The organism is Phycisphaeraceae bacterium, from assembly GCA_019454185.1.
GTDB lineage: Bacteria > Planctomycetota > Phycisphaerae > Phycisphaerales > UBA1924 > JAHBWV01.
This window is the reverse complement of the sequence record CP075368.1, coordinates 481,831-508,340: the sequence shown is the minus strand read 5'-3', so window position 1 is coordinate 508,340 and position 26,510 is coordinate 481,831. Positions and strand designations below refer to the sequence as shown.

Annotated in this window: 17 protein-coding genes; 7 read left to right on the top strand and 10 right to left on the bottom strand. The window is 61.8% G+C overall.

Going from position 1 to position 26,510, the window contains the following annotated elements:
* The first annotated feature begins 364 nt into the window (after window positions 1-364).
* Window positions 365-3,352: a YncE family protein gene (locus tag KF838_02075; GenBank protein ID QYK48651.1), complete on the top strand. Its 2,988-nt coding sequence runs from the start codon at window positions 365-367 to the stop codon at window positions 3,350-3,352.
* A 258-nt stretch (window positions 3,353-3,610) separates the two neighbouring features.
* Window positions 3,611-5,362: a hypothetical protein gene (locus KF838_02070; protein QYK48650.1), complete on the top strand. Its 1,752-nt coding sequence runs from the start codon at window positions 3,611-3,613 to the stop codon at window positions 5,360-5,362.
* Window positions 5,363-5,456: 94 nt separating this feature from the next.
* Here the strand turns inward: KF838_02070 and radA are convergent, their stop codons facing one another.
* Window positions 5,457-6,890, bottom strand: a complete 1,434-nt coding sequence (gene radA, locus KF838_02065) for a DNA repair protein RadA (GenBank protein QYK48649.1) — start codon at window positions 6,888-6,890, stop codon at window positions 5,457-5,459.
* Window positions 6,891-7,009: 119 nt separating this feature from the next.
* Between radA and KF838_02060 the strand changes: the two genes are divergently transcribed.
* Window positions 7,010-11,335: a hypothetical protein gene (locus KF838_02060; GenBank protein QYK48648.1), complete on the top strand. Its 4,326-nt coding sequence runs from the start codon at window positions 7,010-7,012 to the stop codon at window positions 11,333-11,335.
* A 198-nt stretch (window positions 11,336-11,533) separates the two neighbouring features.
* Window positions 11,534-12,547 carry a hypothetical protein gene (locus KF838_02055; protein QYK48647.1) on the top strand — a complete coding sequence of 338 codons (1,014 nt, stop codon included), beginning with the start codon at window positions 11,534-11,536 and terminating at the stop codon, window positions 12,545-12,547.
* 18 nt (window positions 12,548-12,565) lie between these two features.
* On the opposite strand, the gene purM is transcribed toward KF838_02055, so the two are convergent.
* Window positions 12,566-13,720, bottom strand: coding sequence for a phosphoribosylformylglycinamidine cyclo-ligase (purM, locus tag KF838_02050; GenBank protein QYK48646.1), 1,155 nt, complete (start codon window positions 13,718-13,720; stop codon window positions 12,566-12,568).
* A 43-nt stretch (window positions 13,721-13,763) separates the two neighbouring features.
* Between purM and KF838_02045 the strand changes: the two genes are divergently transcribed.
* Both KF838_02045 and metK read left to right on the top strand, forming a co-directional pair.
* Window positions 13,764-14,522, top strand: coding sequence for a sulfotransferase family 2 domain-containing protein (locus KF838_02045; GenBank protein QYK48645.1), 759 nt, complete (start codon window positions 13,764-13,766; stop codon window positions 14,520-14,522).
* Window positions 14,523-14,627: 105 nt separating this feature from the next.
* Window positions 14,628-15,779 carry a methionine adenosyltransferase gene (metK, locus tag KF838_02040; protein ID QYK48644.1) on the top strand — a complete coding sequence of 384 codons (1,152 nt, stop codon included), beginning with the start codon at window positions 14,628-14,630 and terminating at the stop codon, window positions 15,777-15,779.
* Between the two features lie 52 nt (window positions 15,780-15,831).
* Here metK and KF838_02035 read toward each other — a convergent pair whose 3' ends face one another.
* Window positions 15,832-17,169 carry a M28 family metallopeptidase gene (locus KF838_02035; GenBank protein QYK48643.1) on the bottom strand — a complete coding sequence of 446 codons (1,338 nt, stop codon included), beginning with the start codon at window positions 17,167-17,169 and terminating at the stop codon, window positions 15,832-15,834.
* A 70-nt stretch (window positions 17,170-17,239) separates the two neighbouring features.
* On the opposite strand from KF838_02035, the gene KF838_02030 reads away from it, so the two are divergent.
* Window positions 17,240-18,145, top strand: a complete 906-nt coding sequence (locus tag KF838_02030; GenBank protein ID QYK48642.1) for an isocitrate lyase/phosphoenolpyruvate mutase family protein — start codon at window positions 17,240-17,242, stop codon at window positions 18,143-18,145.
* A 5-nt stretch (window positions 18,146-18,150) separates the two neighbouring features.
* Here the strand turns inward: KF838_02030 and KF838_02025 are convergent, their stop codons facing one another.
* The 7 genes from KF838_02025 to KF838_01995 form a co-directional block, all read right to left on the bottom strand.
* The gene (locus KF838_02025) at window positions 18,151-18,429 is read right to left on the bottom strand and encodes a hypothetical protein (GenBank protein ID QYK48641.1); all 279 of its coding nucleotides are present in this window, start codon (window positions 18,427-18,429) and stop codon (window positions 18,151-18,153) included.
* A 137-nt stretch (window positions 18,430-18,566) separates the two neighbouring features.
* Window positions 18,567-19,139, bottom strand: coding sequence for an RNA polymerase sigma factor (locus tag KF838_02020; protein ID QYK48640.1), 573 nt, complete (start codon window positions 19,137-19,139; stop codon window positions 18,567-18,569).
* Between the two features lie 80 nt (window positions 19,140-19,219).
* Window positions 19,220-20,785, bottom strand: coding sequence for a hypothetical protein (locus KF838_02015; protein QYK48639.1), 1,566 nt, complete (start codon window positions 20,783-20,785; stop codon window positions 19,220-19,222).
* Between the two features lie 66 nt (window positions 20,786-20,851).
* Window positions 20,852-22,411 carry a phosphomannomutase/phosphoglucomutase gene (locus KF838_02010; GenBank protein QYK48638.1) on the bottom strand — a complete coding sequence of 520 codons (1,560 nt, stop codon included), beginning with the start codon at window positions 22,409-22,411 and terminating at the stop codon, window positions 20,852-20,854.
* Window positions 22,408-24,552, bottom strand: coding sequence for a hypothetical protein (locus tag KF838_02005; GenBank protein QYK48637.1), 2,145 nt, complete (start codon window positions 24,550-24,552; stop codon window positions 22,408-22,410). The genes KF838_02010 and KF838_02005 overlap by 4 nt, the downstream gene beginning before the upstream one ends.
* Window positions 24,553-24,558: 6 nt before the next feature.
* On the bottom strand, window positions 24,559-25,305 hold the full coding sequence (rsmG, locus tag KF838_02000; protein ID QYK48636.1) for a 16S rRNA (guanine(527)-N(7))-methyltransferase RsmG: 747 nt from the start codon (window positions 25,303-25,305) through the stop codon (window positions 24,559-24,561).
* The gene (locus KF838_01995) at window positions 25,295-26,428 is read right to left on the bottom strand and encodes an FtsW/RodA/SpoVE family cell cycle protein (GenBank protein QYK48635.1); all 1,134 of its coding nucleotides are present in this window, start codon (window positions 26,426-26,428) and stop codon (window positions 25,295-25,297) included. Before KF838_01995 ends, rsmG begins: the two co-directional genes overlap by 11 nt.
* Between the last annotated feature and the right edge of the window lie 82 nt (window positions 26,429-26,510).

Below are 26,510 nucleotides of genomic sequence, written 5' to 3'. Positions count from 1 at the left end.
ATGAACCGCTCCGCCATCTCGGGCGAGTCAGGGGTCGGCCCATCCGCGACACACGACTCGCCGATCGCCAGCTTGGTCGCCCAAGACGCGACCACATTGACGCGGCGAACGCCGTTCGCGCAGATAAGCATACATGACCAAACAGTGCTACGCGAGGCCAGCCCGACAGGTCCGGTATCCCGGCCGGCCATTCCGTACCCGCGAGTCGGATTTATGCCCGCGTGGCCCCATCGCTCCGGCGTTTGCGACTTTCTGAAACTGCTCCTCACCAAATCCCAAACGAATCGGTCTCGCTTTTCGGATCGGTTTATGTTGAAATAGCCGGCGTCCTTCGCCGTTCAGTCAGAACCTGGAGATTCAGCGCATGCGATATCTTGTCACCGCCGCCGCCCTCGCGGCAACCCTGTCGATTACCGAAGCATCAGCTCAGCCGACCTTCGTCAACTTTGAGACCCCACCCGTACACCCAATCACCCTGACACCCGACCAGTCACGGCTTCTCGCGGTGAACCTTGCCGATGCGCGTCTCGAGGTATTCTCGATCGTTGCGGGGCTTCCGATCCCCATCGGGTCGATCCCTGTCGGGTATGACCCTGTCTCGGTCCGAGCCAGATCGAATTCAGAGGCGTGGGTCGTCAATCACATCTCAGACACCGTCAGCGTGATCGACCTGAACGCGATGCGCGTCATCAGAACGCTTCGTACCGACGACGAGCCGTGCGATGTCGTATTCGCAGGAACACCTGAACGGGCGTTCGTCTCATGTTCACAGGCGAATACCGTGCTGGTCTTCGATCCTGCCAATCTTGCCGCCGCGCCGATCCGAATCCCGCTGCTCGCGGAGGATCCTCGCGCCATGGCAACCAGCCCGGACGGCACGAAGGTGTACGTCGCCGCGTACGAGTCTGGCAATCGTACGACCATTCTCGGCGGAGGGATTGATCCCGCAGCCGCCGGGACTCTCGCATTCCCGCCAAATGTCGTGAACGATTCAGCGGGTCCATGGGGCGGCGTGAATCCTCCCCCGAATGACGGCATTGCCTTCACTCCCGCTCTTGCTCCCGGGCTTCCGACGCCGCCGCGTGTCGGCATGATCGTTCGGCAGAACAGCACAGGCCAGTGGATGGACGACAACGGGGGCGATTGGACCAGTCTCGTTTCAGGACCAGACGCCGCCAAGTCCGGGAGGCCCGTGGGCTGGGGTCTCTACGACCATGATGTCGCCGTAATCGATACAGCCACGCTCTCGGTCTCCTACATCACGGACTTCATGAACATCAACATGGCGATCGCGACGAATCCGGCGACCGGACATATCGCCGTTGTCGGAACCGATGCGACAAACGAGATCCGCTTCGAACCAAACGTGAAGTCAACGTTCATCCGATCGATCGTCGCTTCCGTCGATCCCTCGGCTGGAACGGGCGGCTGGGCGAAGGATCTCAATCCGCACCTGACATACGCCGTGACATCCATCCCGCAGTCACAGAGGAATCGCTCGATTGGAGATCCGCGAGCGGTTGTCTTCACACCTGCGGGCGACCGCGCATTTGTCGCGGGGATGGGCTCGAACAACCTGACCATCATCAACACGGCGGGCGATCGCATCGGTGCCCCGGACACGATCAACGTCGGACAGGGCCCTTCGGGTCTTGTGGTCTCCGCCGCGAACAACACGCTGTATGTGCTCAACCGATTCGATGCCTCTGTCTCCGTGGTTGATCTGGCCAGCAACTCTGTGGTTGCAACCGCCTCCTACTACGACCCGACGCCAGAGGCGATCAGACTCGGACGCCCATTCCTTTACGACACCCATCTCACGAGCGGTCTCGGCCAGGCATCCTGCGCGTCCTGCCATGTGGATGCTCGCACCGACCGCTTGGCCTGGGATCTTGGCGATCCGGCTGGCGCGGTCGACCCGCTCACCGGCAACAACCTGGGTGCTGGCATCACGGGGCTCACGCCCGGCACAACGCCGATCCCGTTCGCGCCGTTCCATCCCATGAAGGGGCCGATGACGACCCAGACGATGCAAGACATCATCGGGCACGAACCGCACCACTGGCGTGGAGACCGCCGCGGCATTGAAGCGTTCAACGGTGCTTTCGTGGGGCTCCTGGGTGACGACACCCTGCTCACACCAGCCGAGATGCAGCGGTTTGAAGACTTCCTCGCCAGCATCCACTTTCCGCCGAATCCATTCAGGAACCTCAATAACTCTCTCTCGACAAACCTACCCCTCCCCGGGCACGTCTCAGGCGGCAGGTTCTCACCTGCGGGAACCCCGCTGCCGAACGGCAATGCCGCAGCCGGTCTGACGCTGTATCGGTCGACGACGCGGCGTCTCGACGGCGGCGCGTTCGCATGTGTCACATGCCACGCCCTGCCAACTGGCGGCGGTCCAGATGCAACATTCTCCGGCGGCTCGTGGGTGCCCTTCCCGGTCGGTCCGCTTGGCGAACGCCACCAGCAGCTCGTTTCCGTGGACGGCTCGACGAATCGAGCGATCAAGACGCCGCAGCTCCGCGCCCTCTACGACAAGGTCGGGTTTGATTCGACAAACACCCGTTCGCTCTCGGGGTTCGGCGTGCTTCACGATGGAAGCGTGGACACGCTCGCAAGGTTCGTTTCCGAACCGGCATTCAATGTCGCGAACGATACCGAAGTCGCGAATCTGGTCGCTTTCCTTCTCTCACTCTCAGGTGGCGACCTGCCGGCGGGGACTGCGAACAACATGCTCATCCCCCCTGGAGTTCCCTCGAAGGATGCCAGAGCAGCCGTGGGGAAGCAGGTGACCCTGGTCTCGCTGGCGACCGCCACGTCAGCCGAGATCGCGGATCTCAACGTCTTTCTCGAACAGGCGGTCAGTTCTCGAACAGGACTCATCGTCAAGGGAACGCTGAGCGGCGAGCAGCGCGGCTTCGCGTACGACCCGGCCGCCGCACGCTACCTCTCCGATCGCATCGGCGAGACCTACACAGACACGCAACTCCGCTCGCTGGCAGCCCCCGGCTCCGAACTCACATGGACGGTCGTTCCGAAGGGAACCGAGATCCGCATGGGCATTGATCGAGACATGGATGGCTGGCTTGATCGAAACGAGATCGATGTCTGCACGAGCGAGGCAAACCCCGCTTCATATCCAGGTGGACCGCTCTCGCCTGATATCAACGCAGACCTGATCATCGATATCCTCGATCTGCTCGAGTACATGGACGCATTCGGCACTTGCTCCGGCTCACCCGCGCCATGCACCTCATCGAGTGGCGTCTCCGGCGATTTCAATGACGATGGGTGGACTGATATCCTCGATTTCCTTGAATTCTTCGAGTACTTCGGCTCCTGCTCCTGACGGACTACCCACTTAAATCACGATTGAACAACACTTTACACGCACCCGTCGCATCATCCTGCGTCGGGTGCCTTCTTTTCGACGGTTTACCCTACCCCTGAAATCGACCCTGCCCGATTCCCATATAAACTCCGCTCACCCTCGCACCGGGGGTGCGCTGTTCGCGTGGTCGATCGGGAATCGGACACTCCGAACATACTCATTGACAGGGTCGCCACCACCGGAGGGTGACGGCCCCTAACCCAAGAGGCAACGTTCATGGCTCTCAATACCTCACGTCTGGCTCGCTCGCTTGTATCCTTTGCACTTCCGCTGACAGTCGTGCTCCCGGCACTCGCCGGATTGCCCGGCGCGATCGATCGTCTCCCGACAGACGCCCTCGCCGTGATCTCAATCCGCAGTGTCAGCGAGCTCAAGGCCGATCTGGACCAGATGGGAAACAGGCTTCCGCCGCTGAAGGAAGCCCTCGCGAGCGGCCCCATCGGCATGATCCTCGCCATACCCGGCATGAACGCAGATGGGTCAGTCGCCGCGGCATTCGTCGGCAGCGAACTCGACTTTGACGCAGATCAGCCCCCGATGGTGGCCGTCATTCCCGTCAAAGACGCCAAGCAGTTCTTCACCGGCATCGGTGCCAGCGCGAGCGGCGACACATACACCGCAGACTTTGATGGAAACCCAGCATATCTGCGTGATATCGGTGGCGGCTATGTCGCGATGGCCCCCACCGCTGAGCTTCTGGCATCCTTCGACGGCAAGCCCGGAAAGGGAGCAGCACACTCGAAGCGTCTCGGCTCAAGCGGTTCATCCCTCGCAGAAACCGCCGACCTTCTGGTGTACGCAGACATCGCCAAGCTCAAGCCCATGATCGATCAGGGCATGGCGCAGATGAAGCAGCAGATGGAGATGGTGGCCATGATGGCCGGGCCGCAAGGCGACCAGATGAAGCAGACCTCCGCCATGATCGAGACCATCGCCAACATCCTGACGTCTCAGGGCGATCTCGCGATCATGGGCACAACTCTCTCCGGTGCGGGCGTTGCCATGGACTTCGGGGCGCAGTTCAAGGAAGGGACCGAAGCGTACAAGACGCTCCAGGTCAAGGGCGACTCAATGAAGCCGCTCATGCGTCTGCCCAACGTGCCCTACCTCTTCGCGATGAGCGCTGACATCTCAAGCCCCGCGATGAAAAGCATGCTCACCGCGATGAACGCCATGCAAGCGCAGGGTTCGTCCTTCCTGCCCGGTGCGGAGATGATGGACAAGCTGAACGCGATGTCCTTCGTCCTCGGAACATCGCCCGCATTAATGGGCGGCGGCCTCTTCGCAAACTCCGTCGTTTTCCACCAGACCAACGACGCCCCGGGCCTCCTCGCCACGACGAAGGACGTCATGTCCAAGATGAACAATACCAGCGCGAACGGGATGAAGCTGGCGACAACCTATAAGCAGGCCGACACCACGATCGGCGGCACCTCAGTGGATTCGTGGGCCGTGCGTATGTCCGTCGATCCCAACGATCCCAACGCGATGATGGCCCAGCAGGGCATGCAGGCAATGTTCATGATCTGGGGACCGACCGCCGGCCCCTCGGGCTACCTCGCGCCAAGCAAGAACGGCGTTGTGCAGACACTCTCCAAGAACTCCATGCTGATGGAAAAGTCTCTTCAGGTCGCCAGCGAGGGCAACGGCCTCGGCACCGACAAGACGCTTGCCGCAACGGCTTCTCAGCTCCCCTCAGATCGTTCCGCCGAGATGTACCTCGGTGTCGGCGAGATCATCAAGACCGCCGCGGGTTTCGCTGCGATGATGGGCATGTCCATGGACCTCGCGGTCAAGGACAACCTCCCGCCGGTCGGGATGTCGATGTCTACGAGCGGCGGCGCTGCCTCTGGGCGGCTGTTCGTTCCCATGGATGTGATCACCACCGTGGCAGACATCCAGAAGCAGATGCAGGGCGACATGGGCGAGCCCATGGACGAGGGTGACGGCTCGAAGCCCCGCTTCTGAGCTCTCGCCTCACGATTTCTCTGCTCCAAGACGCCCCGAGGAACGCACGTTCCTCGGGGCCTTTCATTCTCCGGTGGCATCGTCTGGCTCCAGTTCAGGAGCCGAGGATCTCGATTGCCTGATCGATGTTCCGGACGCCGATCGCATCGATGCCCGCGGCTGTGGCCTGCGCTCGATTCGGCTCAGGAACAAGAATTCGCGTGTACCCGAGTCGGGCCGATTCTCGAACGCGTTGCTCGATCTGCGTGACAGGGCGGATTTCGCCCCCGAGACCGACCTCACCGACCGCCGCAGTTCGTGGCGGCGTCGATCGTCTGCGGTGCGCGCCCGCGATCGCCAGCAACAGCGCGAGGTCACTCGCGGGCTCGACGACCCGAAGCCCTCCGACACTGCTTGCGAAGACGTCCATGTCTGCGAGCCGCATGCCGGCGTGCTGCTCCAGCACGGCGATCAGCATCGCGAGTCGATTGGAATCGAGCCCGCTCGACTTGCGTTTCGCGGCGCCGAGGAACCCCGTCGCAGTGAGCGCCTGCACCTCAACGAGGACACAACGAGATCCCTGAACGATCGGACACACGACGCTACCAGGACGTGGACCCGACCCTTCGTTCCCCTGGACCGCCGCGACGCCCGCACCCTCGGGCGCCTCGCGGAGCCCTGTGCCGGTCATCTCAAAGATGCCGAGCTCCATCGTGGTTCCGTACCTGTTCTTCACGGCGCGAACGATTCGGTGCGCGTGGTACCGGTCTCCCTCGAAGTTCAGGACGACATCCACCAGATGCTCGACGATCCGCGGACCGGCGAGTGTCCCCTCCTTGGTCACGTGTCCGACAAGCACAACCGCAATCCCCGACGCCTTCGCCAGATAGACGAGATCCGCGACACACCGACGCAGCTGGGTCACGCTCCCCGGGCCTGCGGGGATGTCAGACTTGTAGATCATCTGGGCTGAATCGATCACCATCACGCCGGGCACGATCCGCCTGGCCTGCTCGACGATCCGGGCAAGATTGGTATCCGCGAGAACAAACAGCTCCTTCTCATCCGCAGCACCCAGACGCTCGGCTCTTGAACGAACCTGCTCCGCGGATTCCTCGCTTGACACATACAGGACACGAGCCCCATGGCTTGCCCAGGAGGCCGCGCCCTGCAGAAGCAGGGTCGACTTGCCGATGCCGGGCTCACCGCCCAGTAACACGACGCTCCCCTCGACCAACCCTCCACCGAGCACCCGATCCAACTCTCCAATCCCACTGGAAATACGCACAGTCTCCGCGCCGCGGCCGGCTTCAGCGATCGGAACCGCCCCCGCACCCCGATCGCCCGAAACGGGGCTGTCAGCGACATGCTCGGCTCCGACGGTGCTCCATGCCTCTACAAGACCGCGCTGAGGGTCCTTCTCGCTGGCAGCATCCCTCGCCCGTTTCTCCAGTGAGTCCCATGCTCCGCAGTCTGAACACTTCCCCATCCAGCGGGGATGTGCGGCACCACATGAAGTGCAGACGTAGACCTCTCGCGACTTGGCCATGCGCTCAGGTTAGCCACCCCAAACTCCCGGCGGACGTCCGGTCTCTACCATGCACGCCGATGCACGGGTCGAACAGCACTTCAACACCACCCTCGAAAGAGCCCCGCCGACGCCGCCGGGTGCGACGTTCACTCGTGGTCGCTGCGGTTGTGGCCCTCCCGGTGCTCTGTTTCCTGCTTCTGACTCAGTCTCCCCTGACCGCGTGGATAGTTGTGCCGGTCCTGTCAAATCTGACAGGCGCCGATGTCGACATCGGGCACGCGACGATCCGTGCCGGCGGAACACTCACCGTTCAGAACGTCCGCGCCAAGGCACCCGGCGTGAGCGGCCCGGCTGCGACATTTGTCGAAGTCCCCAAGGTCGAGATCGAGTTCAAGTGGCGGGAATTGCTCACGTCACGCCGAGTCCGAAACATCACGCTGCACGAGCCGCGGATCCGCCTGTCACAGTCGGCGGATACTCAGACGCTGAACGTTTCGGGCTTGACGCTATTCCGCCCGGCAGGAACATCCGCAGGCCCTCTGCCGACCATCGTCATAGATGATGCCGCACTCGAAATCGGCGAGCATACAGGTGCCGACTACTCGCCGCTCAGCGTCATCCACTTCGACGCCTCGGTCATCCCGGATCCCGCATCACCATCGAACGCATCAACGATCCGAGTCGCTCAGTTGGCTCCGGATGGACCGATCGTCGGTATCCCCGGGCAGTTCATCACCGGGCGCATCGACGCTGACTCAGTCACGATCGAGCCGGGCAATCTCTCGCTCGCATCTCTGCGGCCGTCGACCCTCCCCTCGGCGGTTCGTGCTCAACTCGAACGCCTCAACTTGGCGGGCAGACTCCAGGTTCGGAAATTCGAGTACACATTCGCAACCGGCAAGGTCGAGGCAGAGATCCGGCTGAGTGGCATTGCCATGAACCTCACAGAGCTCCTTGTGGATGATCCGGACAGCTCTGCCACGCTTCGCATGAGCGGCGTCGCGGGAATCATCCTGGTCAGCGGTGAGAAGATCCGGGCTGACCTGCGCGGCACGCTCGCCGATCTGCCCTGGACAGTCAGACTCGACTACGCAGGACCAAACGCGGACTCGGCGTTCACCTGCGATCTTGCCACGGATGGCTTCCATGTCACCGACCGTCCGGACCTGCTTCCGTTTGCTCCGTTGATCGTTCAAGAGAGACTCGCCTCTTTCTCAAATCCCACAGCGACGGTCAGCTCGCGCGTCCGCATCGCAAGAGATGCTCCGACACCTGCAGGTGCTTCACCGATTCGTGTCTCTGGAACGCTCGACTTCAGGGACGGTGTCGCGGCCTATGTGGACTTTCCGTACCAGTTCGAGCAGATGAGCGGCTCCGTCCGATTTGACGATGAACACATCGAGCTTCTGAAGATTGCGGGCGTTGCTCCGAGTGGCGCGCGGCTGGTGGCAACCGGCTACATCTCGCCGATCAACGAGGAAGCAGGTGTCGATATTCGCGTGCATGTTGAGAACGTGCCCGTGGATACAACTCTTGAGAACGCCCTCGGCCCTGATCGGCGCGAGATCGTTACAGCGCTCTTCAATCAGCAGCGATATGCGGAACTCGTCAAAGCCGGTCTGGTCCTTGATCCCCAGCAGGCCACACGTGTGCAGGAGGAGCTCCGTACCCTCTCGTCGATACCCGACCGATCCGAAGCAACCTCTGCGCGGCTTGCCGCACTTCAGAAGATGCTTGACGAACGTCCTCTGCTCGAACCGGGCGGTCGTGCTGTTGTGGACATTCATGTGACGAGGCCGGTCGGACCGTTGAAACCCTGGAACACTCAGGTCGATGTTCGCTTCGCGACACTGCACGTCCTCCCCGAGGCGTTTCCGCTGCCAATCGTCGGCTCTGATGTCGCGCTGCGCATCAACGACAAGACCGCCACGCTTGTGGGCGGCACCTATACATCACTCAGAGGCGGTAATGCACGTATTGACGCCACCATCGACCTTTTCACCCCAGACGGAATCCAAAGCTTCATTCCGCAGGTCGATATAGCGGCCCAGGGCATTCCGATTGATGATCTGCTGATCAACTCGATTCCCGATCGCAAGACAACGGATACCAGAGGGGGCCCATACCGTCCGACGCTGGAAGCGTCCTTGAGATCCCTCAACGTAGAAGGCACTATCGACGTTGTTGCTCGGATCACCCCGAAAGCAGCACCAGACGCCGCGGGTAAGGTTGAACTCGGATACGACGTCCGAGCGAGCGCATCATCGCTCTACGCGACGCCGTCGGGAGGCACCGAAGCGGATTCGTCGATCACACTGGCAGAAGTGAACGGCGAGCTTCACCTGACCGATGCGTCTATCGTTGCCTCACTCGCTGCGGATCTCGTCTCCTCGCCTACGTCTTCTCCTGAACTTGAACGGCCCGCGGGGAGTGCAACCGCTCGCTTTGCATCCACTCCCACCCTGCCGTCGAGTCCGTACGAGCTCGATGTGCGTATCTCTCATCTCGACACATCTGCTCGCATAGAGCATGTGATCAGAGCATTCTCCCCCGATATCGCGAGCCGACTCACCTCTCTCCGCGACTCGCATCACCCCTCAGGGCTCCTCGATGCGAAGCTTCTGGTTCGCAGCGACAGCGGCATCTCGAACATCGAACTCACCCTCAGCGACCCGGTTGACCTGGCTCTGGATGCGTTCGGCGGACGCAACACCCTTTCTGTGCCCGAAGGAAGCGTGACGCTGCAATCTCGACAAGCCGAATCCGCGGCGGATACCGATCGCGCAGACATGTCTATCCGATTCAACCGATTCGTTGCGGCTGTCGATCACGATGATGAACCTATAGGGCGAATCGAGGCAGATGGAACCTTCTCTTTCGACATGGAAGACACCACTCGTCTTTCACACCACACGAGTTTAAACATCGCATGGAGTGACGCACCACTGGGACACCAGGTGATCCGCGATCTCGTTCAGATGAGATTCGGTGCTGTGGTGGATGACCTCTACAAGACGCACGAGCCCGACGGCCGCTTTGATCTCGACCTGGCACTGCGCCCGAACCCCTCTGACACGGCACGACTCGGGGCGTGGGGAACGATCCGCCCGCGTTTTTTCTCGATCACGAGAAACGGACACCGCATGAGCTTCCCCAGCGTGGACGGTTCGCTCGTCTTCTCACCAGACGGCGGCGAGGTCAGACAGCTCACACTCAACGCAGAAGGCACCTCGCTCCTGCTGAACGGCTCGTGGACGCTGGGAGACGAAACGAATTCACTTCTCGACCTCAGCATCAGCGGCTGGACCACTGCAAAGGGGTCCGACCTGTACGCCATGCTCCCGAACCAACTGCACGATCTGGCGAGAGACTCCGAGCTCGCTGTTGAGGGTGGGATCCGCATCGACGAGCTGAAAGTACGTGCGGAGGTTGCTCCCGAGCCCGACGCATCGCGCTTCGCGGCCCATGGCACGGTCGTAGTCGACCGTGCATCGATGCTTGTCGGGCCGCCGATCACAGACCTGTCTGGCATCATCGAGTTCACCGCTCGATCCGAGCCGGATTCGGCGAGTTTCGACGTGGGGATGATCGCCAGCCGTCTGCGTGTGGCGAATCTCCTTGTCACCGAGGCAAGATTCAGGGTCGCGAGCGATGCGGATGACCCAACGATCATCGCGCCACTGATCACTGGTACGACTCACGGCGGGCGTTTCTCCGGCCGCGCCACCATAGGTCCGGACCCACGGCATCCAGACCAGCGAAGGTACTTCGCGTCGATGCGAATCGCCGGTGCACGCTTTGCAAGTGTCCTCGCCGATCTCACCTCAGGATCGAACGGCACTCCGCCAGTTGCTCCGGATGGCTCTCGCGGCCTGCTCGACGGAGAGCTCACGGTCGAGGGCGTTCTCGGCCAGATGCAGTCGCAGACCGGCCGCGGCGAGATGGCGATCTCCGGTGGTGAGGTGCTTTCCTATCCCCTTCTGCTTCCGATTCTGCAAGTCGCAAACCTGCAGGTCCCATCGAGAGAGCGACTCGATCTCGCGCTCTCTTCATTCCATCTATCGCAGGGACGCCTGACCTTTGAAGAGATGTCCGTTTTCTCGCCAACGGTCGAGCTGTTCGGATATGGCACGATGTCGTGGCCCATGACTGAATTGGACCTGCGGATTGTCTCGCGCGGCGCTCGCCAGTTGCCGATCGTGTCCTCTGTCTTTGAGGCGATTCGCAACGAGCTCATCAGCGTCAGAGTCGGCGGCACCCTCACCAGCCCGGACGTGTCGCTCGAACAGTTCGCGAGCGCACGGGGCCTCCTCAAGCGGTTGATCGACGGCTCCGCATCAGAGCAGGCGCGGGAGATGCAGCGGATCCGCCAACGCGCGTACTCCTCTCAGGATCGAATCCGGCGAGCGGGCGATAGGATCAAAGAGCTCTCCAGGGCCGAAGCCATACAGAGCGATAACTGACACTCGGCGAGGCACAAAGCCGCCGGCAGAACCGCGCCGCGAAGCGGATACCATGATCTCGGATCCATGCACCCTTTACCCCGACATCTGACGGGCAACCGCTATAGATGCCCACCGCATCGCGCTGATGTGCACGTCCTTGAGAGATCTGCGGTCGGTCGCAGACGCAATGTTGCCACACTATTTCTTGTCCTTTCGATGTGGATCCTGATCTCATGCAGCACTCATGCTCCAACCTCCGGCGACAGTGCGGGCGATAGGATCGTCGCGTCTCGGCCCTCAGGCGCCACATCTGACCAGCCCGATCGAACGCTCTCCGTCGGCGTTGTCGGTAACCAGTCCGGCATAGAGATCCAGTGGTGGGTCGTCGATGATCCAGAGTCCCTCATCGGTGCGGCCCTGGCAAAGTATGCCGAAAGACGGGGAGTCGAAACGGGTCAACCCGCTATCTCCCAGATGGACACGCCAACTGCGGGTACCGACTTGGCATCGCCGGTCGCTCCGCTCGATCTAAGCGAGCAGACTCGCTCGCTGTGGTGGGCGAACGGGTTGCGCATTCTGCGTGTACCGATCGACGACCTTGGCGCGGTCAAGTCACGACTCGACGCCGGTACAGTCGGCCACACCCAGTGGCTCGGATTGCTCCCGACCTGGACGCAGGTTGTCTCAGGACCCGACTTCAACGGACGCCGGGCGATTCAGCTTGATTCCGGCGAGGGCGGGCGGCTTGTTCTCGACGGTGGCCGCATGCGCCTGCTCGCCAGGTGCTGGACCGCACCGAGCGGCGACGGGACACCCACAATCCGCGTCGAACTCGTGCCGCAGCACGTCGAACCGAATGCGACCAAGCGCCGCGAGCTCGCTGCACTCGAGTCCCGTCCGTGGTCGATCGAAGACGACGGACTCGTGTTCACTCGGCTCCGCGCCGGCTGGTCGGCAGACGGCCGTGTCGCCTACCTCATCGTGCCCGAGTCGCCTGCTACGGACTGGACGAAGGTCTCCGAACGTGCAGAGCGTTCAGCCGCGGCTCGCGAGCGAGAACAGAACATCGCCGAAGCCACACGCGTCGGACCCTTCGCCGGCACCATTCCGTCCGTCGGCGAAGCGATGCTCACATCTGCCCTCTCCGATCCTGATGGCAAGATCGGGAAGCGGATTGTGATCGTGATCGTCCCGCGGCTGCCGGAGAAATACGACCTGATCGCGGAGTGACTTCCGAGCGAACTCGGATCACGCGCCCGTAACCTTGCCCGTCCCCTTCACGATCTTGCCAATCGGGTAGACCTTCTCGCCACATTTCGCAAGGCGCTCAGCGACCGCATCGGCGAAAGTGGGCTTCACGATCACGCAGTATCCGATCCCCATGTTGAAGACACGGCGCATCTCAGTTTCTGCGATATTGCCGTGTTTCTGGAGGAACCGGAAGACCGGCAGCGTCGGCCATGAGCCGGCATCGATCCTGGCATCGACCTTGTCGCTCAGCGCCCTGACGAGATTGTCGGCCAGTCCGCCTCCAGTGATGTGCGCCATGCCCGAGACGACCTGTTTCACTTTGTATTGACGCATCGTCCGAACGATTGAATCGGCGTAGATCCGGGTCGGCGTCAGCAGCACCTGAGCCAGCGTTTTGCCCTTGTCCTCGCCCTTTGGTCCTTCAAGCTCCGGATAGACACGGTCCAGCTCGAGGCCCGCGTGCTCGACGACCTTGCGCACGAGCGAGTATCCGTTGGAGTGAACGCCGCTGGAAGCAAGCCCAAGAACAACATCTCCGGGCAGGACACGGAGTGGGTTCATCGCCCGTCTCAATTCCACCACGCCCACGGCAAAGCCCGCCATGTCGAGCTCCCCAGAGCGGTACACGCCTGGCATCTCCGCGGTCTCCCCGCCGATCAGTGCGCACCCAGCGATCCTGCACCCCTCGGCAACACTCTTCAAAAGCGTGCCCAGCACCCTCTTATCCACTTTCTCGACCGCGATGTAATCCAGAAAGATCAGGGGCTCAGCACCCTGCACGATGAGGTCATTGACACTCATCGCCACCAGATCAATCCCCAGCCCATCGAAGATCCTTGCCTTCGAAGCGAGCGAGACCTTGGTCCCAACGCCATCAGTGCACGCGACGAGCACCGGATCCTTGTAGTTCCGCTTGAAGAGCTTCTCGTTGTAATCGAGCCGGAAGAGGCCGGCGAATCCCCCCGGGTTCTGGATCACCCTCGGCCCGTGCGTCCGCTTGAGCACCGAATCGACCGTATCGATGAACTGGTCGTATGTGTCGAGATCCACCCCCGCGTCCGCGTAGGTGAGGGATCGTTGGGAAACGTCCGAAGCGACGTCCGGACGCGTCTTGGAGGGAACGGATGGTCTGGTCGATGCCTTTCGGGCCATGGGCCAAGAGTATGACGCCCGACCTCACCCTACGCTCCCGGAGATGTCCTCTGGCCACGGAACGCTGATTTTCCTTCACCTCCCCAAGACCGGAGGCACAAGTCTCCGTGCCACGCTGATCGATTCAATATCCCCGCGCCCCTCGATCAAACTCATGAACCATGACCACACCCCTCTGCTGGCTATGAAGCGGGAGGAAAGGGCCGCTCTCGGGCTCGTCGAGGGGCACATGCTGTACGGAGTCCACGAGCATCTCCCGGGGCCGTACTCATACATCACCCTGCTTCGTGAGCCGGTCGCACGACTTCGTTCGTGGCACCGGTACGTCCTCCAGACCCCGCGTCACCGATTCCACGGGGTGGTCGCCCAAGGCGGGCTCTCATTGGGCGACTGTGTCAGCCGGCGCATGACACCCGAACTCGACAACGACATGACTCGGACGCTCGCCTCCGTCGGGCGGGAGGGCACACCATTTGGTGCTGTCACACGACAGATGTTCGAGGTGGCGTGCGAGCGGCTGTCATCCATCCAATTCATTGGAACGACCGAGCGGCTGGGCGAGTTCCACGCGATGCTCTGCGATCGGATGGGCTGGCAGGCACATCCAGTGAAGCACCTCAATAGGACCACGACCGAGATCACAGGGGTTGCTGCGGATATCCGAGCGAGCCCTTCCGACGACGCCGAGGGCTCAGACGCTGCACAGATGATCCGTGAGGTCAATCGGTTTGACCACGCCCTCTGGGAACAGGCGGCAGTCATCCTTGACCATGATCTTGCCGAGTGTCGCCAGGGAATCTGACCTGAGAGACCGTCCCGTTTGCCCGGTTTCGCTCGCCTCTCTAGGATCGGAAGTCGGACGATACCAAACCCCGGCACTCACGACTCGACCCCTCAAGGAGCACCCATGGGCAGGTCCCACCTCTTCACCTCAGAGTCCGTCTCAATGGGCCACCCCGACAAGGTCGCCGACCAGATCTCCGACGCGATTCTCGACGCCATGCTCGGCGAGGATCCGTACTCCCGAGTCGCGTGCGAGACGATGGTCTCAACAGGAATGGTGGTCGTCGCAGGTGAAGTGACCACGCGGGCATACGTCGAGATACCCGATGTCGTCCGTGAGACGATCCGCGAGATCGGGTACACCTCTGGTGACATGGCATTCGACTACGAATCGTGCGCAGTGCTCTCATCCATCAAGAGGCAGTCGCCCGACATCGCCATGGGCGTAGATAGAGACGGCGCGGGTGACCAGGGAATGATGTTCGGATTTGCCTGCCGCGAGACGCCGGAACTCATGCCGCTTCCGATCCAGCTCGCCCACCGGCTGGTCGAGCAGCAGGCCCATGTCCGCCGCGAACGCCTCATCCCCGGCCTGCGGCCCGACGCGAAGAGCCAGGTCACTATCGAGTACAACGGGCAACGCCCCGTGCGTGTCGATACGCTTGTTCTTTCCACCCAACACGATAAAACTTGGAATGACCGTCAGGCAGATCTCAAGAAGCAGATCATCGAGCATGTCTTCAAACCCGTGCTCGGCGAATGGTGGAATCCCGGCGTCACGTGCCACGTGAACCCTACCGGCCGCTTCGAGATCGGCGGACCGCACGGAGACTGCGGGCTCACGGGGCGCAAAATCATCGTCGATACATACGGCGGTCGAGGACGGCACGGCGGCGGCGCCTTCAGCGGCAAAGACCCGACCAAGGTGGATCGCTCCGCGGCGTACATGTGCCGCTACATCGCAAAGAACGTCGTCGCGGCGGGTCTGGCCGACGTATGCGAGGTTCAGGTCTCATACGCGATCGGGGTCGCCGAACCAACGAGCGTGTTCATCGACTGCCAGGGGACCGCGAAAGCCGACGAGGACAAGATCGCAAGAGCCGTTCGTGAGGTCTTCCCGCTGACGCCCCGCGGCATCATCGACACCCTCGGCCTTCGCGCACCGATCTACCGATCCACTGCCCGTCACGGCCACTTTGGTCGCCAGCCCCAGGGTGCCCTCTTTGCCTGGGAACGCACTGACAAGGCCGAACTCCTCAAAAAGTCCATCGCGTGAGCGAGTACGCAGGATTCTGAGAGAATCGGTCTCGGGACCCCACTTCACTCTGTCAGTCCCGAGCCGCGCCCGCAAAGCCGACAGGACTCTGGTATCCGTCACTGTCGTACGCCCTGACACCGATGAAGACATTGTCCTTGTTGAGAGGCAGCGTCACCTCTGTGACATTTCCGACATCCATGGAGCTTGTCCACCTCGGCTCGGTCGTGTCGCGCCATACGACCCTGTACCCGGCAACGTCCGGCTCAGGACTTGCCTGCCAGCGCAGCGTCGTCGATCGTTCCAACTGAGCGGTCACGATCCGGACATTCGCAGGGGTCGATGGAGCGTTCGCAAGATGCAGAAGGACAGCCGCGTTCAATCTCGCCACACCCGCCAGATACTCCCAATCCACGTGCTCCACGGTGTCTCCGTACCGACGCCCCCGCTCTTCTCGGACGTCTTGATGCTGCCGGTCATAGTCCTCGTGTACGACCGTGAATCGCACCGCGCCGAATCCCCGCTCATTGAACGCTGAATGATCCCCGCCACGGAGGAAGCGGTCTGGCCTGAAGACCATCATCGGTCTGACTGAACACGACTCGATCGCAGCCACTTCTTCCGCATAGCGAGCAAGCTGCCTGCTTCCGCCATCGCTCTCGGCTGAGAGCCCTCGAATCCGCGCGAGCTCTTCCGCAGTCGCATTCCGAGGTATGCCCTCGCTGAAGACCCGGATCAGGCCCGGTTCACCCATCGGATCGCCGACGATGTCATTGTTCAGAACCGCGCGGATGTCTTCATCATCTGACTTCGCACGCGACGCCCGGTAGTGTGCTCCGAGCAACCCCTGCTCCTCACCGGGCGTCGCGAGGAACACAATCGTGGCATCCAGTCGTTCTGAGGCGAGAGCCCTTGCACACTCGATCACAACCGCCACACCCGAAGCGTCATCATTCGCGCCCGGTGCGTCGATCTCTCGGTTCATCTGATCGCTCGCACGGCTGTCGTAATGACCGACCACGTAATACCGTCGGTTGGTCGCCTCTGGCATGCTTCCTGGTAGCACCGCGATCACATTGACCAACTCCGTGGGCACATCGATGCGCGGCCCCCTCGGCGCGATAAAGGACTCATCAAACACCGACAGACGACCGGGCGGCTCGACCCCCTCCAGTTCTCCTCGAATCCACCTGCGAGCAGCCCCGATGCCGCGTGTCTCGGAGACCGCATCGCTCAGCGTGTGCCGGGTTCCGAAAGACGCGAGCATCTCAACGGCATGCCGGACGCCATCAGGAGTAATTCGAGCCATCACATCGCCTGCCCGTGGCACCGGCACGACCGCTCCCGCAGAAGGCACTCGCATCAGCAAAGCCAGCAACACGCCTATCGCAACCTGCAGAGTTCGTCTCATTGCAGCAGTCTACCCGCACCCATCATTCGCCGCGAGATGCCCGCTCAAAGGGCTGACACTATGATGATCCATGGACACAGCAACCATGTCTCCCGGGGCCAGACTGCGTGAACTGATGTCCCGTGGCGTTGTCGCGGCACCCGGAGCGTTTAACGCGCTGTGTGCTCTGGCCGTCCGCGATGCCGGGTTCCAGGCCGCATACGTCTCCGGCGCGGCTACGAGTGTGGCAGCCGGCGTGCCCGATGTCGGAATCCTGACACTCGATCACTTTGTGCGTGTGATCCACGAATCGTACCGTGCCAGTGGTCTGCCCATCATCGCCGATGCCGACACCGGGTTTGGCGAGTCGGAGATGGTTCGTCGGACCGTCGTCGAGTATCAGCGTGCCGGTGCCGCCGGGCTGCATATCGAGGACCAGGTCTTTCCCAAGCGATGCGGACACCTCGATGGCAAGAAGCTCGTGCCCCTCGACCACGCCTGCGAGAAGATCCGCGCAGCCGCTGAGACCGCCGGAGAGTCTCCGGATCCATCGTTCATTGTCTGTGCCCGAACCGACGCGCGAGGCGTCGATGGTTTCGATGCCGCAGTGGAGCGTGCCGCGGCGTATCTGCATGCCGGCGCGGACATGATTTTCCCTGAAGGCCTCACGAGTGAAGATGAATTTGCCCGCTTTGCCTCGCTGCTTCGAAGCGAGGTCGAGCCGGGCATGCGATACTTTCTCCTCGCGAACATGACCGAGTTCGGCAAAACACCCATGATTCCGCTGAAGCGGTTTGGAGAAATCGGGTACTCGATTGTCATCTACCCTGTTTCGATGCTGCGTATCGCTATGGGTGCTGTGAGCCGCGCGCTCGCGACACTTCAGGAGACAGGGAGCGTTGAGCCGCTGCTTGGCGAGATGCAGACACGCGAGCAGCTCTACGCCGCAATCGGGTACAAGCCCGGGGTTGAGTGGAAGTATCCGATGCGCTTATGAACGACTTAGTCGTCGTGATGATCAACGCTGATGGTGGCTGACGCACCACCGGGCTGCTTTGGATCGATCAGCACGCGCCCACCGTTGACCGTGACAAGACACCGACCGTCCGGTAGCCATTCGATGTGGTCCGGATCCACCGCCTGACCGTTCAGCATCACCCGAACCTGATCACCGTGGACGCGGATCGTCGCCTGCCACGAGCGCGAGGCGATGCGGATGCCGGCATAGGCCATGCCGCCTAGAACGGCAAGGAGTGCGATCGCGATGCCTGTTCGCCTCACGGTATGTATGCGGCGGTTCCGCCGCGATCCCGAGGCGAGGGTCGACAGACATGGCAGAGACCCGTCCCAGGATTCAGTCCGGAGCAACTGCAAAAGATGCTCGGTGTTGTGACGACTGGGATCAGTGGAGTCGGCATTCATCTGGTGTCTCCTTGGCTGTGGAACTCCGCGGCATACGCGCGTGCGAATGCCGCACGCGCGCGACTCAAGCGTGACTTCACGGTTCCTGGTCTCACATCGAGCACAGCAGCAACCTGCTCAATCGAGAGGCCTTCGACATGGTGCAGCACGAGCACATCCGCCTCGCGTTCGGAGAGTCTTCGCAGCGTTGCGTGAACATGGGTGGTTTCACCGGAATCTCGCACCGAAGCGGCTGGCTCGTCGTGAAACACCCATCGCTTGATCGCACGACGGCGTTCTCTGCGTGCATGGCGCGCCAGTCGGCGTGTTGCGATTCTGAGCAGCCAGCATCGAAGGGGCAGTCCTTGATCTCGCCACCGCTCGATCGAGGATGCGGCTTGGACATATGTTTCGCACGCGATCTCTCGTGCGAGATCGCCATCGCCCGTTCTCCGCTGGAGATACGTAGCAATTGATCGAAAGTCTGCCTCGAAAGTGTTGGCGAGAAGATCGAGACCTACCCCGGGTCGATTAGGATCGAGACTGATCGAATCGTTGGGTAGACGGGTATTGGAGAGCGCGGTCGTCACAACATACTCATGCCCGGAAGGTGTGGATCGGTTCCCGAATCCGCGCGAGTAATCATAAATGAAGGCGTCTAAGCCCGTGTTCAGGCGGGCCGGATGCCCCGATAAAGCCCCTGAACCCGCTCCGACTCCTGCTTGCGGACGGTCTCAAGAACCAGACGCGGGATCCGCCATTGCCCCTGCTCGGTCGTGACGTTCGAGCAATGCTCGCTGATGCAGCGGTACAGAAACTTGAACGCGTCTCTGGGCTGGTGCATCTGGTCGAGTGCATCGATCAGGTCCTGACGAGTGACATCCTCTGCGAACAAATCGAGCAGCGCAATGCCCGGAGCATCCGGTGCAAGGCAGACGCGCAACCTCGCATCGCAGAGGTCGTAGAGCATCGGCCCGGTCCAACTCAGACGCTCGACAAGCGACTGCTTGTCGAGACGAGCCTCCTGGAAGAACGCGCTCGACTCGCGGAACAACGCGTGACGCAGCTCGATCGGTAAGAGCATCTTGACGCCGAGCCCCTCCTGCTGAAGGAACTTGTTGTTCAGCATCGGCCAGACGAACGCTCTCATCTTCTCGGCATCACCGGCAATGAGCGTGGGCTCATCCACGCGATCGATCACAACGATGACTCCAGGGTACCCGAGCCCTGCGAGCACGCCTCGCAGCCGATCGAGCATCGCGTATCGCTGCTCGTCCGAATCGGTGATCGGAAGCCGTGACTGAGCTCGATCCTGAGCCCTCAACTGGGACAAAGATCGCGTCAGCGAGGCATCGGACCGCCCCAGAGTTCTGATCTGCCGACCGAGCCGATGGGCTAAACGCCCAACCGAGAGCGGTCGCCAGACGAAGCGTCCGACCAGAATCCCGACGTAGAGCGCAGCGCATGCGATACCCAGTCCGGGTAACACGGTCTCCCAGAGCTGCGTCTTCGGCGGCTCGATCAGAAACCAGGCAACCACAGCGCCGAGCGGCAACCACCCGATCGCAACAGCAAGAGCCCAGACCAACGCGTCGCGAGGGGGAAAGACCCGCGCCAACTTCGCGATCCGGCGCGTCCTGTCCGTCGCAAGGTCGGACGAGTCGTACACGGCCTGAAGAATCAGGGCGTCATTCCGCACCAGCTTGGGCAGGCGCCGAAACGCTTTCAGCAAGTCGCCGTCAACTCTCGACGGTCCAAGGCCGGTCAGCCGGTCAACCAGACGGGTGACTCCGCTCGAGATGATCGCGTCGATGTGATCCACGAGACGGATCTGCTGCAAAGTCTTGAGAGAGTCCTTCCCTCCGGCACGCGTGTGCAGGCGATCGAGCGTTGCGTTCAACTCGTCGTAAGGAACAAGAAACACCCGTTGCGAGGGCGAGTTCTGGTTGTGGCGAGCCACGCGTTCTGCGAGCTGCATGCGGATCGCGGTCTTGCCACTCCCCTTCTCTCCGAACACGATGGAAGACGAAGGGCGAGTCAGTTCTCCGACGATCTTCTCAAAGTCTGAATGTACGGCGTGCGAACCGGCGAGCGCTGCGCCCGCCGCACCTCCGGAGCCACTCGTGCCCGAGGACGCGACTGCGAGCTTCGCAAAGACGGTGTCGCTTCTGGCTTCCTCACCTCGAAACGGGTTCTCGGCGATCCGCCAATGCTCGAAGAAGGTGCTTGTGTTCATCGCGGGCGCGTACTCCGATCAAGAGGAGATGTTCCACCAACAACGAACATACCAATGTGCCGGGCGTTAATGATCGACACGCTTCCCGAGTACCGGGGCAAGCTCCGCGATAATCCTATCGAGGGTGGATTGGCTCTTGGCTTCGGCGTTGAGGCGGAGCAGCGGCTCGGTGTTGCTCTTTCTCACGTTGCACCACCAGCCCTTCGTGGAGAAGCAGTCGATGGTCACGCCGTCGAGATCGTCGATCGAAGCGTTCGCGGCAGTCCCGGGACCATACGTCTGCTTCAGCTTCGCGAGTGCACCGTCCTTATCCTCGATCTCGAAGTTGATCTCCCCTGATTGCACGTAACGCGCGACCGGCTTGATCAGCTCACTCATCTTCTTCCCGCTCTTTGCGAGCACGGACAGCACGGTTGCCATCGCGATCGCGCCGGAGTCGGCGTTGAAGTTGTCACGGAAATAGAAGTGACCCGAGAGCTCCCCCCCGAACACGCCGCGGCTCTCCGCGAGAAGCGCCTTCATGAACACGTGCCCCACTCTGCCTCTCAAGGGTTTGCCGCCGGCCGCCCGAATGTCCTCTTCGACCGCCTTGGTGGAGCGCAGGTCATAGACGACAGCCGCTCCCGGTGTCTCGGCCAGGAATTGCCTTGCAAGCACCGCAATCAGATGATCGCACCCGACGATACTCCCCTTCTCGTCGACCACCACACAGCGATCGGCATCGCCGTCGAAGCAGATGCCAAGGTCCGCCTTCTCCTTGACGACGGACTCTTGAAGCTGCTTCAGATTGGCCGCCACCAAGGGATTCGGCTCGTGAACAAACTGCCCCTTCGAGTTCTCAAAGTTGAGCTCGACGATCGTCAGGCCAGGAACACTCGACCCGTTCTTTCCAAAGATCTTGGGACACATCGTGCCAGCCATGCCGTTGCTGGCATCGACGACGACCTTGATCTTTTTGCCATGCAGGTCGAGAAAGCCGAGCACATGCTGTGTGTACGCGGCCCAGAGGTCCCGCTTCTCAACCCGACCTGCCTGTCCGCCGCTCGCGTTAAGTGCGGCCGCACGCTCGACCATCGCCGCGTGCTTGCGCACCTCGCCCAAGCCGGTAGATTCACCTGCCGGCTTCGCCTTTCGCTTCGAGACCTTGAATCCGTTGTACTGGGGTGGGTTATGGCTCGCCGTCACCATCACACCACCAGCGCAATCAAGATGATTGATCGCGAAATAGACGAACGGGGTGTCTACGAGACCGACATCGATCACATCCGCGCCGAAGGTGTTGATGCCCGATATCAGCTCTTTCGAAAGCGACGGGCTGGATGTACGCATATCCCGGCCGACGATGATGTTGCGCATCATCGGCGTTGTCTCTCCGGCCGCCTTGGCCTCGCTCAGCAAGAACTTCGCAACCCCGAATCCGATCTGCCAAGCCATCTGATCGTTCAGAAGGTCGGGGTAGGTGCCTCGAACGTCGTACGCTTTGAAGATGCGTCCCAGCATGTAGTGCTCCAAGAGGACCGAGCCGCCATACGCCCACAGAGAGCACGTGGCGACCCGCATCAGGCGACAAGGGTAGGGCGATCGACAACTAAAGTCCCAAATATACCCACAATAGGTTGCGATCAATCGTCGTACATTTGTTCCCGAGGGGGTCGCCTGCCAGGTTCTATGACCCTGATCGGCACGCCTTCGGGCAATGCCGCGACAAAGAGGCGGCCGTACACAGACGACGCGATCCTCGAATCGAGCACCACGACGCGCCCGCGATCCTTTCTTGACCGTATCAGGCGACCGAAGCCCTGTTTGAACCGGATCAGGGCCCTCGGGATTGAATCCTCCCTAAAGGGATCTCCACCCTTGGCAGCGATCCGCTCCATCCGGGCTTCGACCAGGGGACGATCCGGAGGATCGAATGGAAGCCGTGTGATGATGACGTTCCGAAGACCGCGTCCCTGGACATCGACTCCCTGCCAGAACGAGGCCGCTCCGAGCAGCACGCTTCGCTCATCCTGACGGAACCGCCTCAGGATCTCTGACCTCGATCCGTCCTTGCCCTGGATAAGCAGCGGAAGCCCTTCCTCGGCAAGCGGAGCCGCCAGACGCTCACCGACGGCAAAGAGCGTCGAGAACGACGTGAAGAGCACGAACGCCCCGCCCTGAGACTCTTTCACGTGCAGCAGCACGCGATCCGCGAGGGCGTCCGTGTACTCTTTCATGGCCTTGGTGCGTTCACTGTGTCTGCCGTTCTTCTGCGTCCACACCTTCGGAGCCGGGGTCGCCCGATCGATCACGAGCTCGACCTGTCGGGCGTAATCGAATGGGCTGCCGAGCTGCATGAGTTCCGCGCCCTCGCAACCGAGCCGCGTGAGCGTGTGGGCAAATGCCGCCTCGACATGCTCATACGGTGCGTCCCGAGCGACAGAGCGGGTGGAGAGTGTCGCGCTTGTCAGGATGACCGAGTGACCCGCATCGAACAGCCGCTCCTTCAGCAGCGGTCCCACATCGATCGGAGAGCACGAGAGCCCAACCCGACGGATCGATGCGAACTCGCTCTCCTCACCATCGCCCGATGATGCATCGATCCAGTAGGCGCACCCCGGTTGAGACTGCGCGACGAGTGCGCGGCACTCCTTCGCCATCCGATCCGCTCGCTCGATGTACGCGTTCAACTCGAAGCGATCGGGCTCATTCTTGATAGTCTCTCGCAGTTGCTTCAGACGAAGTGCCAGTGCGTTCATCGCCGGCGTCAGCGGATTGTCGATCAGATCCGGCGACCGCATTCGCCCGTTTTTCAGCTTTCCGGACTGCACAAGGGCAAGAAGCTCGGCAAAGAAAACGCGACAGGATGTCTCCGCCTCAAGGACCAGATGCACCGCGCGGTCGATAGCGCCGGCATCGTCAGACTGAAGCCCGAGCTGCGGCAGGTAGCCCTTGCCGGAACGCCGCTGGTAGAGCGTTGTGAGCAGGTGCATCACACGCCCCTCGGTCAGATGCAGCCCGAAGTGCTCGCTGGCAACCTCCTCGGCCGTGTGCGCCTCGTCGAGCACCACATGGTGATATTCCGGCAGAAAGCCGACGCCCTCTGCTCGCAGCGCCAGATCGCTGAAAAACAGGGCGTGATTGCAGACGAGGATGTTGGCCTCGTCCATCTCGCGTCGTGCCGATTGATAGAAGCAGCGGTCGTATGTCGGGCAACGCCTTCCCATGCAGTTCGCAGAGTCGGACTGGACCTTATCCCATACGCCTGGACGCTCGAGCGGCGGCAACGAAGACAGCGAGCCGTCCGCGGTCTCATACGCCCAATCTTCGATCACGTGCAGAGATCGCTTCGCAGCCGCATCCGAGAACAATCTGTCTTGTCTCTCCGATGCCAGCCGAAGACGACGCACGCTGACGTAGTTCCCTCGGCCCTTGACGAGCACCGCCTTGACATCAGACTCGGGCCCCCATCCTCGCTGCTGATCCCCGTCAAGCGTGCCAAGAAGCAGCGGGATGTCCTTCTCCATCAACTGTTCCTGGAGCGAGATCGTGTGGGTCGCGATCACCACGCGCTGCTTCTTCTGGATCGCGCGCCGGATCGCCGGCACAAGGTATGCGTAGCTCTTCCCGACGCCCGTTCCGGCTTCCACGACGAGGTGCGTTCCCTGCTCCATCGCGCGCTCAACGGCAACGGCCATGCGGATCTGCTCATCGCGCGCCTCGAACCGGCCACCAAGGGCGGCCGAGATCGGCCCGTCGTCACTCAGGATCTCGCGTGAAGTGAGCATCGAGATTCAGCGTAGGGGCACCCGCTTCGGCTCCCCGTCGCGTCTCGGGTACGTCCGAGGGGTAGCGACCCGTTTCTCGAGCACCACGATGCGGCCCGTCGGTGTGTCCACCGTTCCGGCATGCACCGCGTTCAATGCCCGCAGTGCACCGACCGCGTCGTCGAGCTCCGCGTCCGCTTTCTGCCCCTTGATCAGCAACGCTCGACCGCCCATTTTGACGAACGGCACCGTCAATTCAGCAACCACGGCCAGCGGCCCCACGGCCCTCGCAACCGCAACGTCGTAGGCCTCCCGGTGGGGAGACTTGAATGCCGCGAAGGTCTCGGCTCGACCATTCAAGACAGTCACATTCTGAAGGTCGATCGTCGAAGCGACCGACTCAAGGAACGCGGCCTTCTTTCCGGTCGCCTCCAGCAGCGCAAACGAGAGATGGGGCATCGCCACCGCAAGCGGAACACCGGGACACCCGCCGCCCGACCCTACATCAATCACCCTCGCCCCGGACGGAAGATCCGCCAGCAGCGGCATCAGTGTCAACGAATCCTGGATATGCCGGATCCATCCCTGCGTCGGCTCTGTAATCGCCGTCAGGTTCATCGTCCGATTGGCTTCGAGCATCAGACGCAGGTACTCACCCAATCTGCCGACATCGCCAGCTTCGAACTCGATGCCCAGCTCGCCGCACGCGCTGAGAAACTCCGTCGGCGGCGAGAGCGGTCCTGTTCCCTGTTCCTGCTTGGGACTATTCGTCATCACCATCAGGGTAGCCGGATCCGCGGCCGCGAACCGACGGAGCCCTGTGGAGCCCGACGTTCAGCACCAACCCGGTCATCAGCCACGTCGTGAGCATGCTCGATCCGCCATACGAGACGAAAGGCAGCGTGATCCCGATAATGGGCAGAAGCCCGATGTTCATCCCGACGTTCACAAAGACCTGGGCCGCGAGGAATCCCATAACGCCGCAGATCAGGACCCGGGCAAAGCCGTCCCGGCTCATCCAGGCGGTAAGCCCCGCGCCGAGCAGCCAAACCGCGTACAGCCCCAACGCGAGCACGCCCCCTCGCTGGCCATGCCTGCACACAATCACCGAGTAGATCATGTCGTTGTGGCGTTCGGGCAAGCGGTTGTAATGGACGAGTGCGCGGGCGCGTGGTTCCGGCTGCCCGTGCAATCCGCCTGCACCGACCAGCGCCTGCGCGGTAAATGCCTGGAAGTTGATGTCGCTGGCCGTGGACCGATCCCCACGCAACTGCCCGATGTACCCGACGATTCTCTGCTTCTGGTGGGGCTCCAGCAACGGATAGACAGTCGGAGCCGCCATCATCGCGATCGCCACGATCAGCGTGAGGTGCCTGATCTTCGCCCCGGCGATGACCAGCATCGCGAACAGTGAGGGAATGAAGAGGGCCGCGGTGCCGAGATCCGGCTGCCGGGTGAGCAGCGCGACCGGCACAAACGTGATGATTCCCGGCACCACCAGCCCGACGAACGTCCGATGGCTACGCCGCGTCCGAAGATAAGCCGCTACGGCAAGCACATACGCGATCTTTGCGAATTCGGCCGGCTGAAGATCGACGAAGCCAAGATCGATCCACCCCCTCGCGCCATTGCGGGGCTTCACGATCGACTCTGGAACGAAGGGAAGCAGCAGGAAAATCAGCAGAGCAATCGCGACAATGTAGGCGGGCCACGCCAAGACCGCGAAGAACCTGTACGAGGGCAAGGCCACAAGTCCGCCCGCGATCAGTCCTACAAACAGGAAGATCGTCTGCTTCTGCTCGATCGGTCCGATCGGATCTCCCGGCCCGGGTGCCAGGCGCTCTCCGATGTCTATCGCGTCGAGTCCGAGCAGCGACAGTGCCAAACCGGCGAGCACGCAGAGCCATCCGAAATTGACGACCCGAAGTCCCGCCCGTCGGGGACCTGACGCGTGCGTCGGTGGCAGGATCAGGCCTCGC

What these genes read in the sequence shown, in the direction of transcription:
- rsmG (QYK48636.1), bottom strand. Translation starts at nt 25,305, where the DNA reads ATGACGAATAGTCCCAAGCAGGAACAGGGAACAGGACCGCTCTCGCCG.
- KF838_02055 (QYK48647.1), top strand. Translation starts at nt 11,534, where the DNA reads ATGTGGATCCTGATCTCATGCAGCACTCATGCTCCAACCTCCGGCGAC.
- KF838_02070 (QYK48650.1), top strand. Translation starts at nt 3,611, where the DNA reads ATGGCTCTCAATACCTCACGTCTGGCTCGCTCGCTTGTATCCTTTGCA.
- KF838_02005 (QYK48637.1), bottom strand. Translation starts at nt 24,552, where the DNA reads ATGCTCACTTCACGCGAGATCCTGAGTGACGACGGGCCGATCTCGGCC.
- KF838_02030 (QYK48642.1), top strand. Translation starts at nt 17,240, where the DNA reads ATGGACACAGCAACCATGTCTCCCGGGGCCAGACTGCGTGAACTGATG.
- KF838_02015 (QYK48639.1), bottom strand. Translation starts at nt 20,785, where the DNA reads ATGAACACAAGCACCTTCTTCGAGCATTGGCGGATCGCCGAGAACCCG.
- KF838_02045 (QYK48645.1), top strand. Translation starts at nt 13,764, where the DNA reads ATGTCCTCTGGCCACGGAACGCTGATTTTCCTTCACCTCCCCAAGACC.
- KF838_02075 (QYK48651.1), top strand. Translation starts at nt 365, where the DNA reads ATGCGATATCTTGTCACCGCCGCCGCCCTCGCGGCAACCCTGTCGATT.
- radA (QYK48649.1), bottom strand. Translation starts at nt 6,890, where the DNA reads ATGGCCAAGTCGCGAGAGGTCTACGTCTGCACTTCATGTGGTGCCGCA.
- metK (QYK48644.1), top strand. Translation starts at nt 14,628, where the DNA reads ATGGGCAGGTCCCACCTCTTCACCTCAGAGTCCGTCTCAATGGGCCAC.
- purM (QYK48646.1), bottom strand. Translation starts at nt 13,720, where the DNA reads ATGGCCCGAAAGGCATCGACCAGACCATCCGTTCCCTCCAAGACGCGT.
- KF838_02035 (QYK48643.1), bottom strand. Translation starts at nt 17,169, where the DNA reads ATGAGACGAACTCTGCAGGTTGCGATAGGCGTGTTGCTGGCTTTGCTG.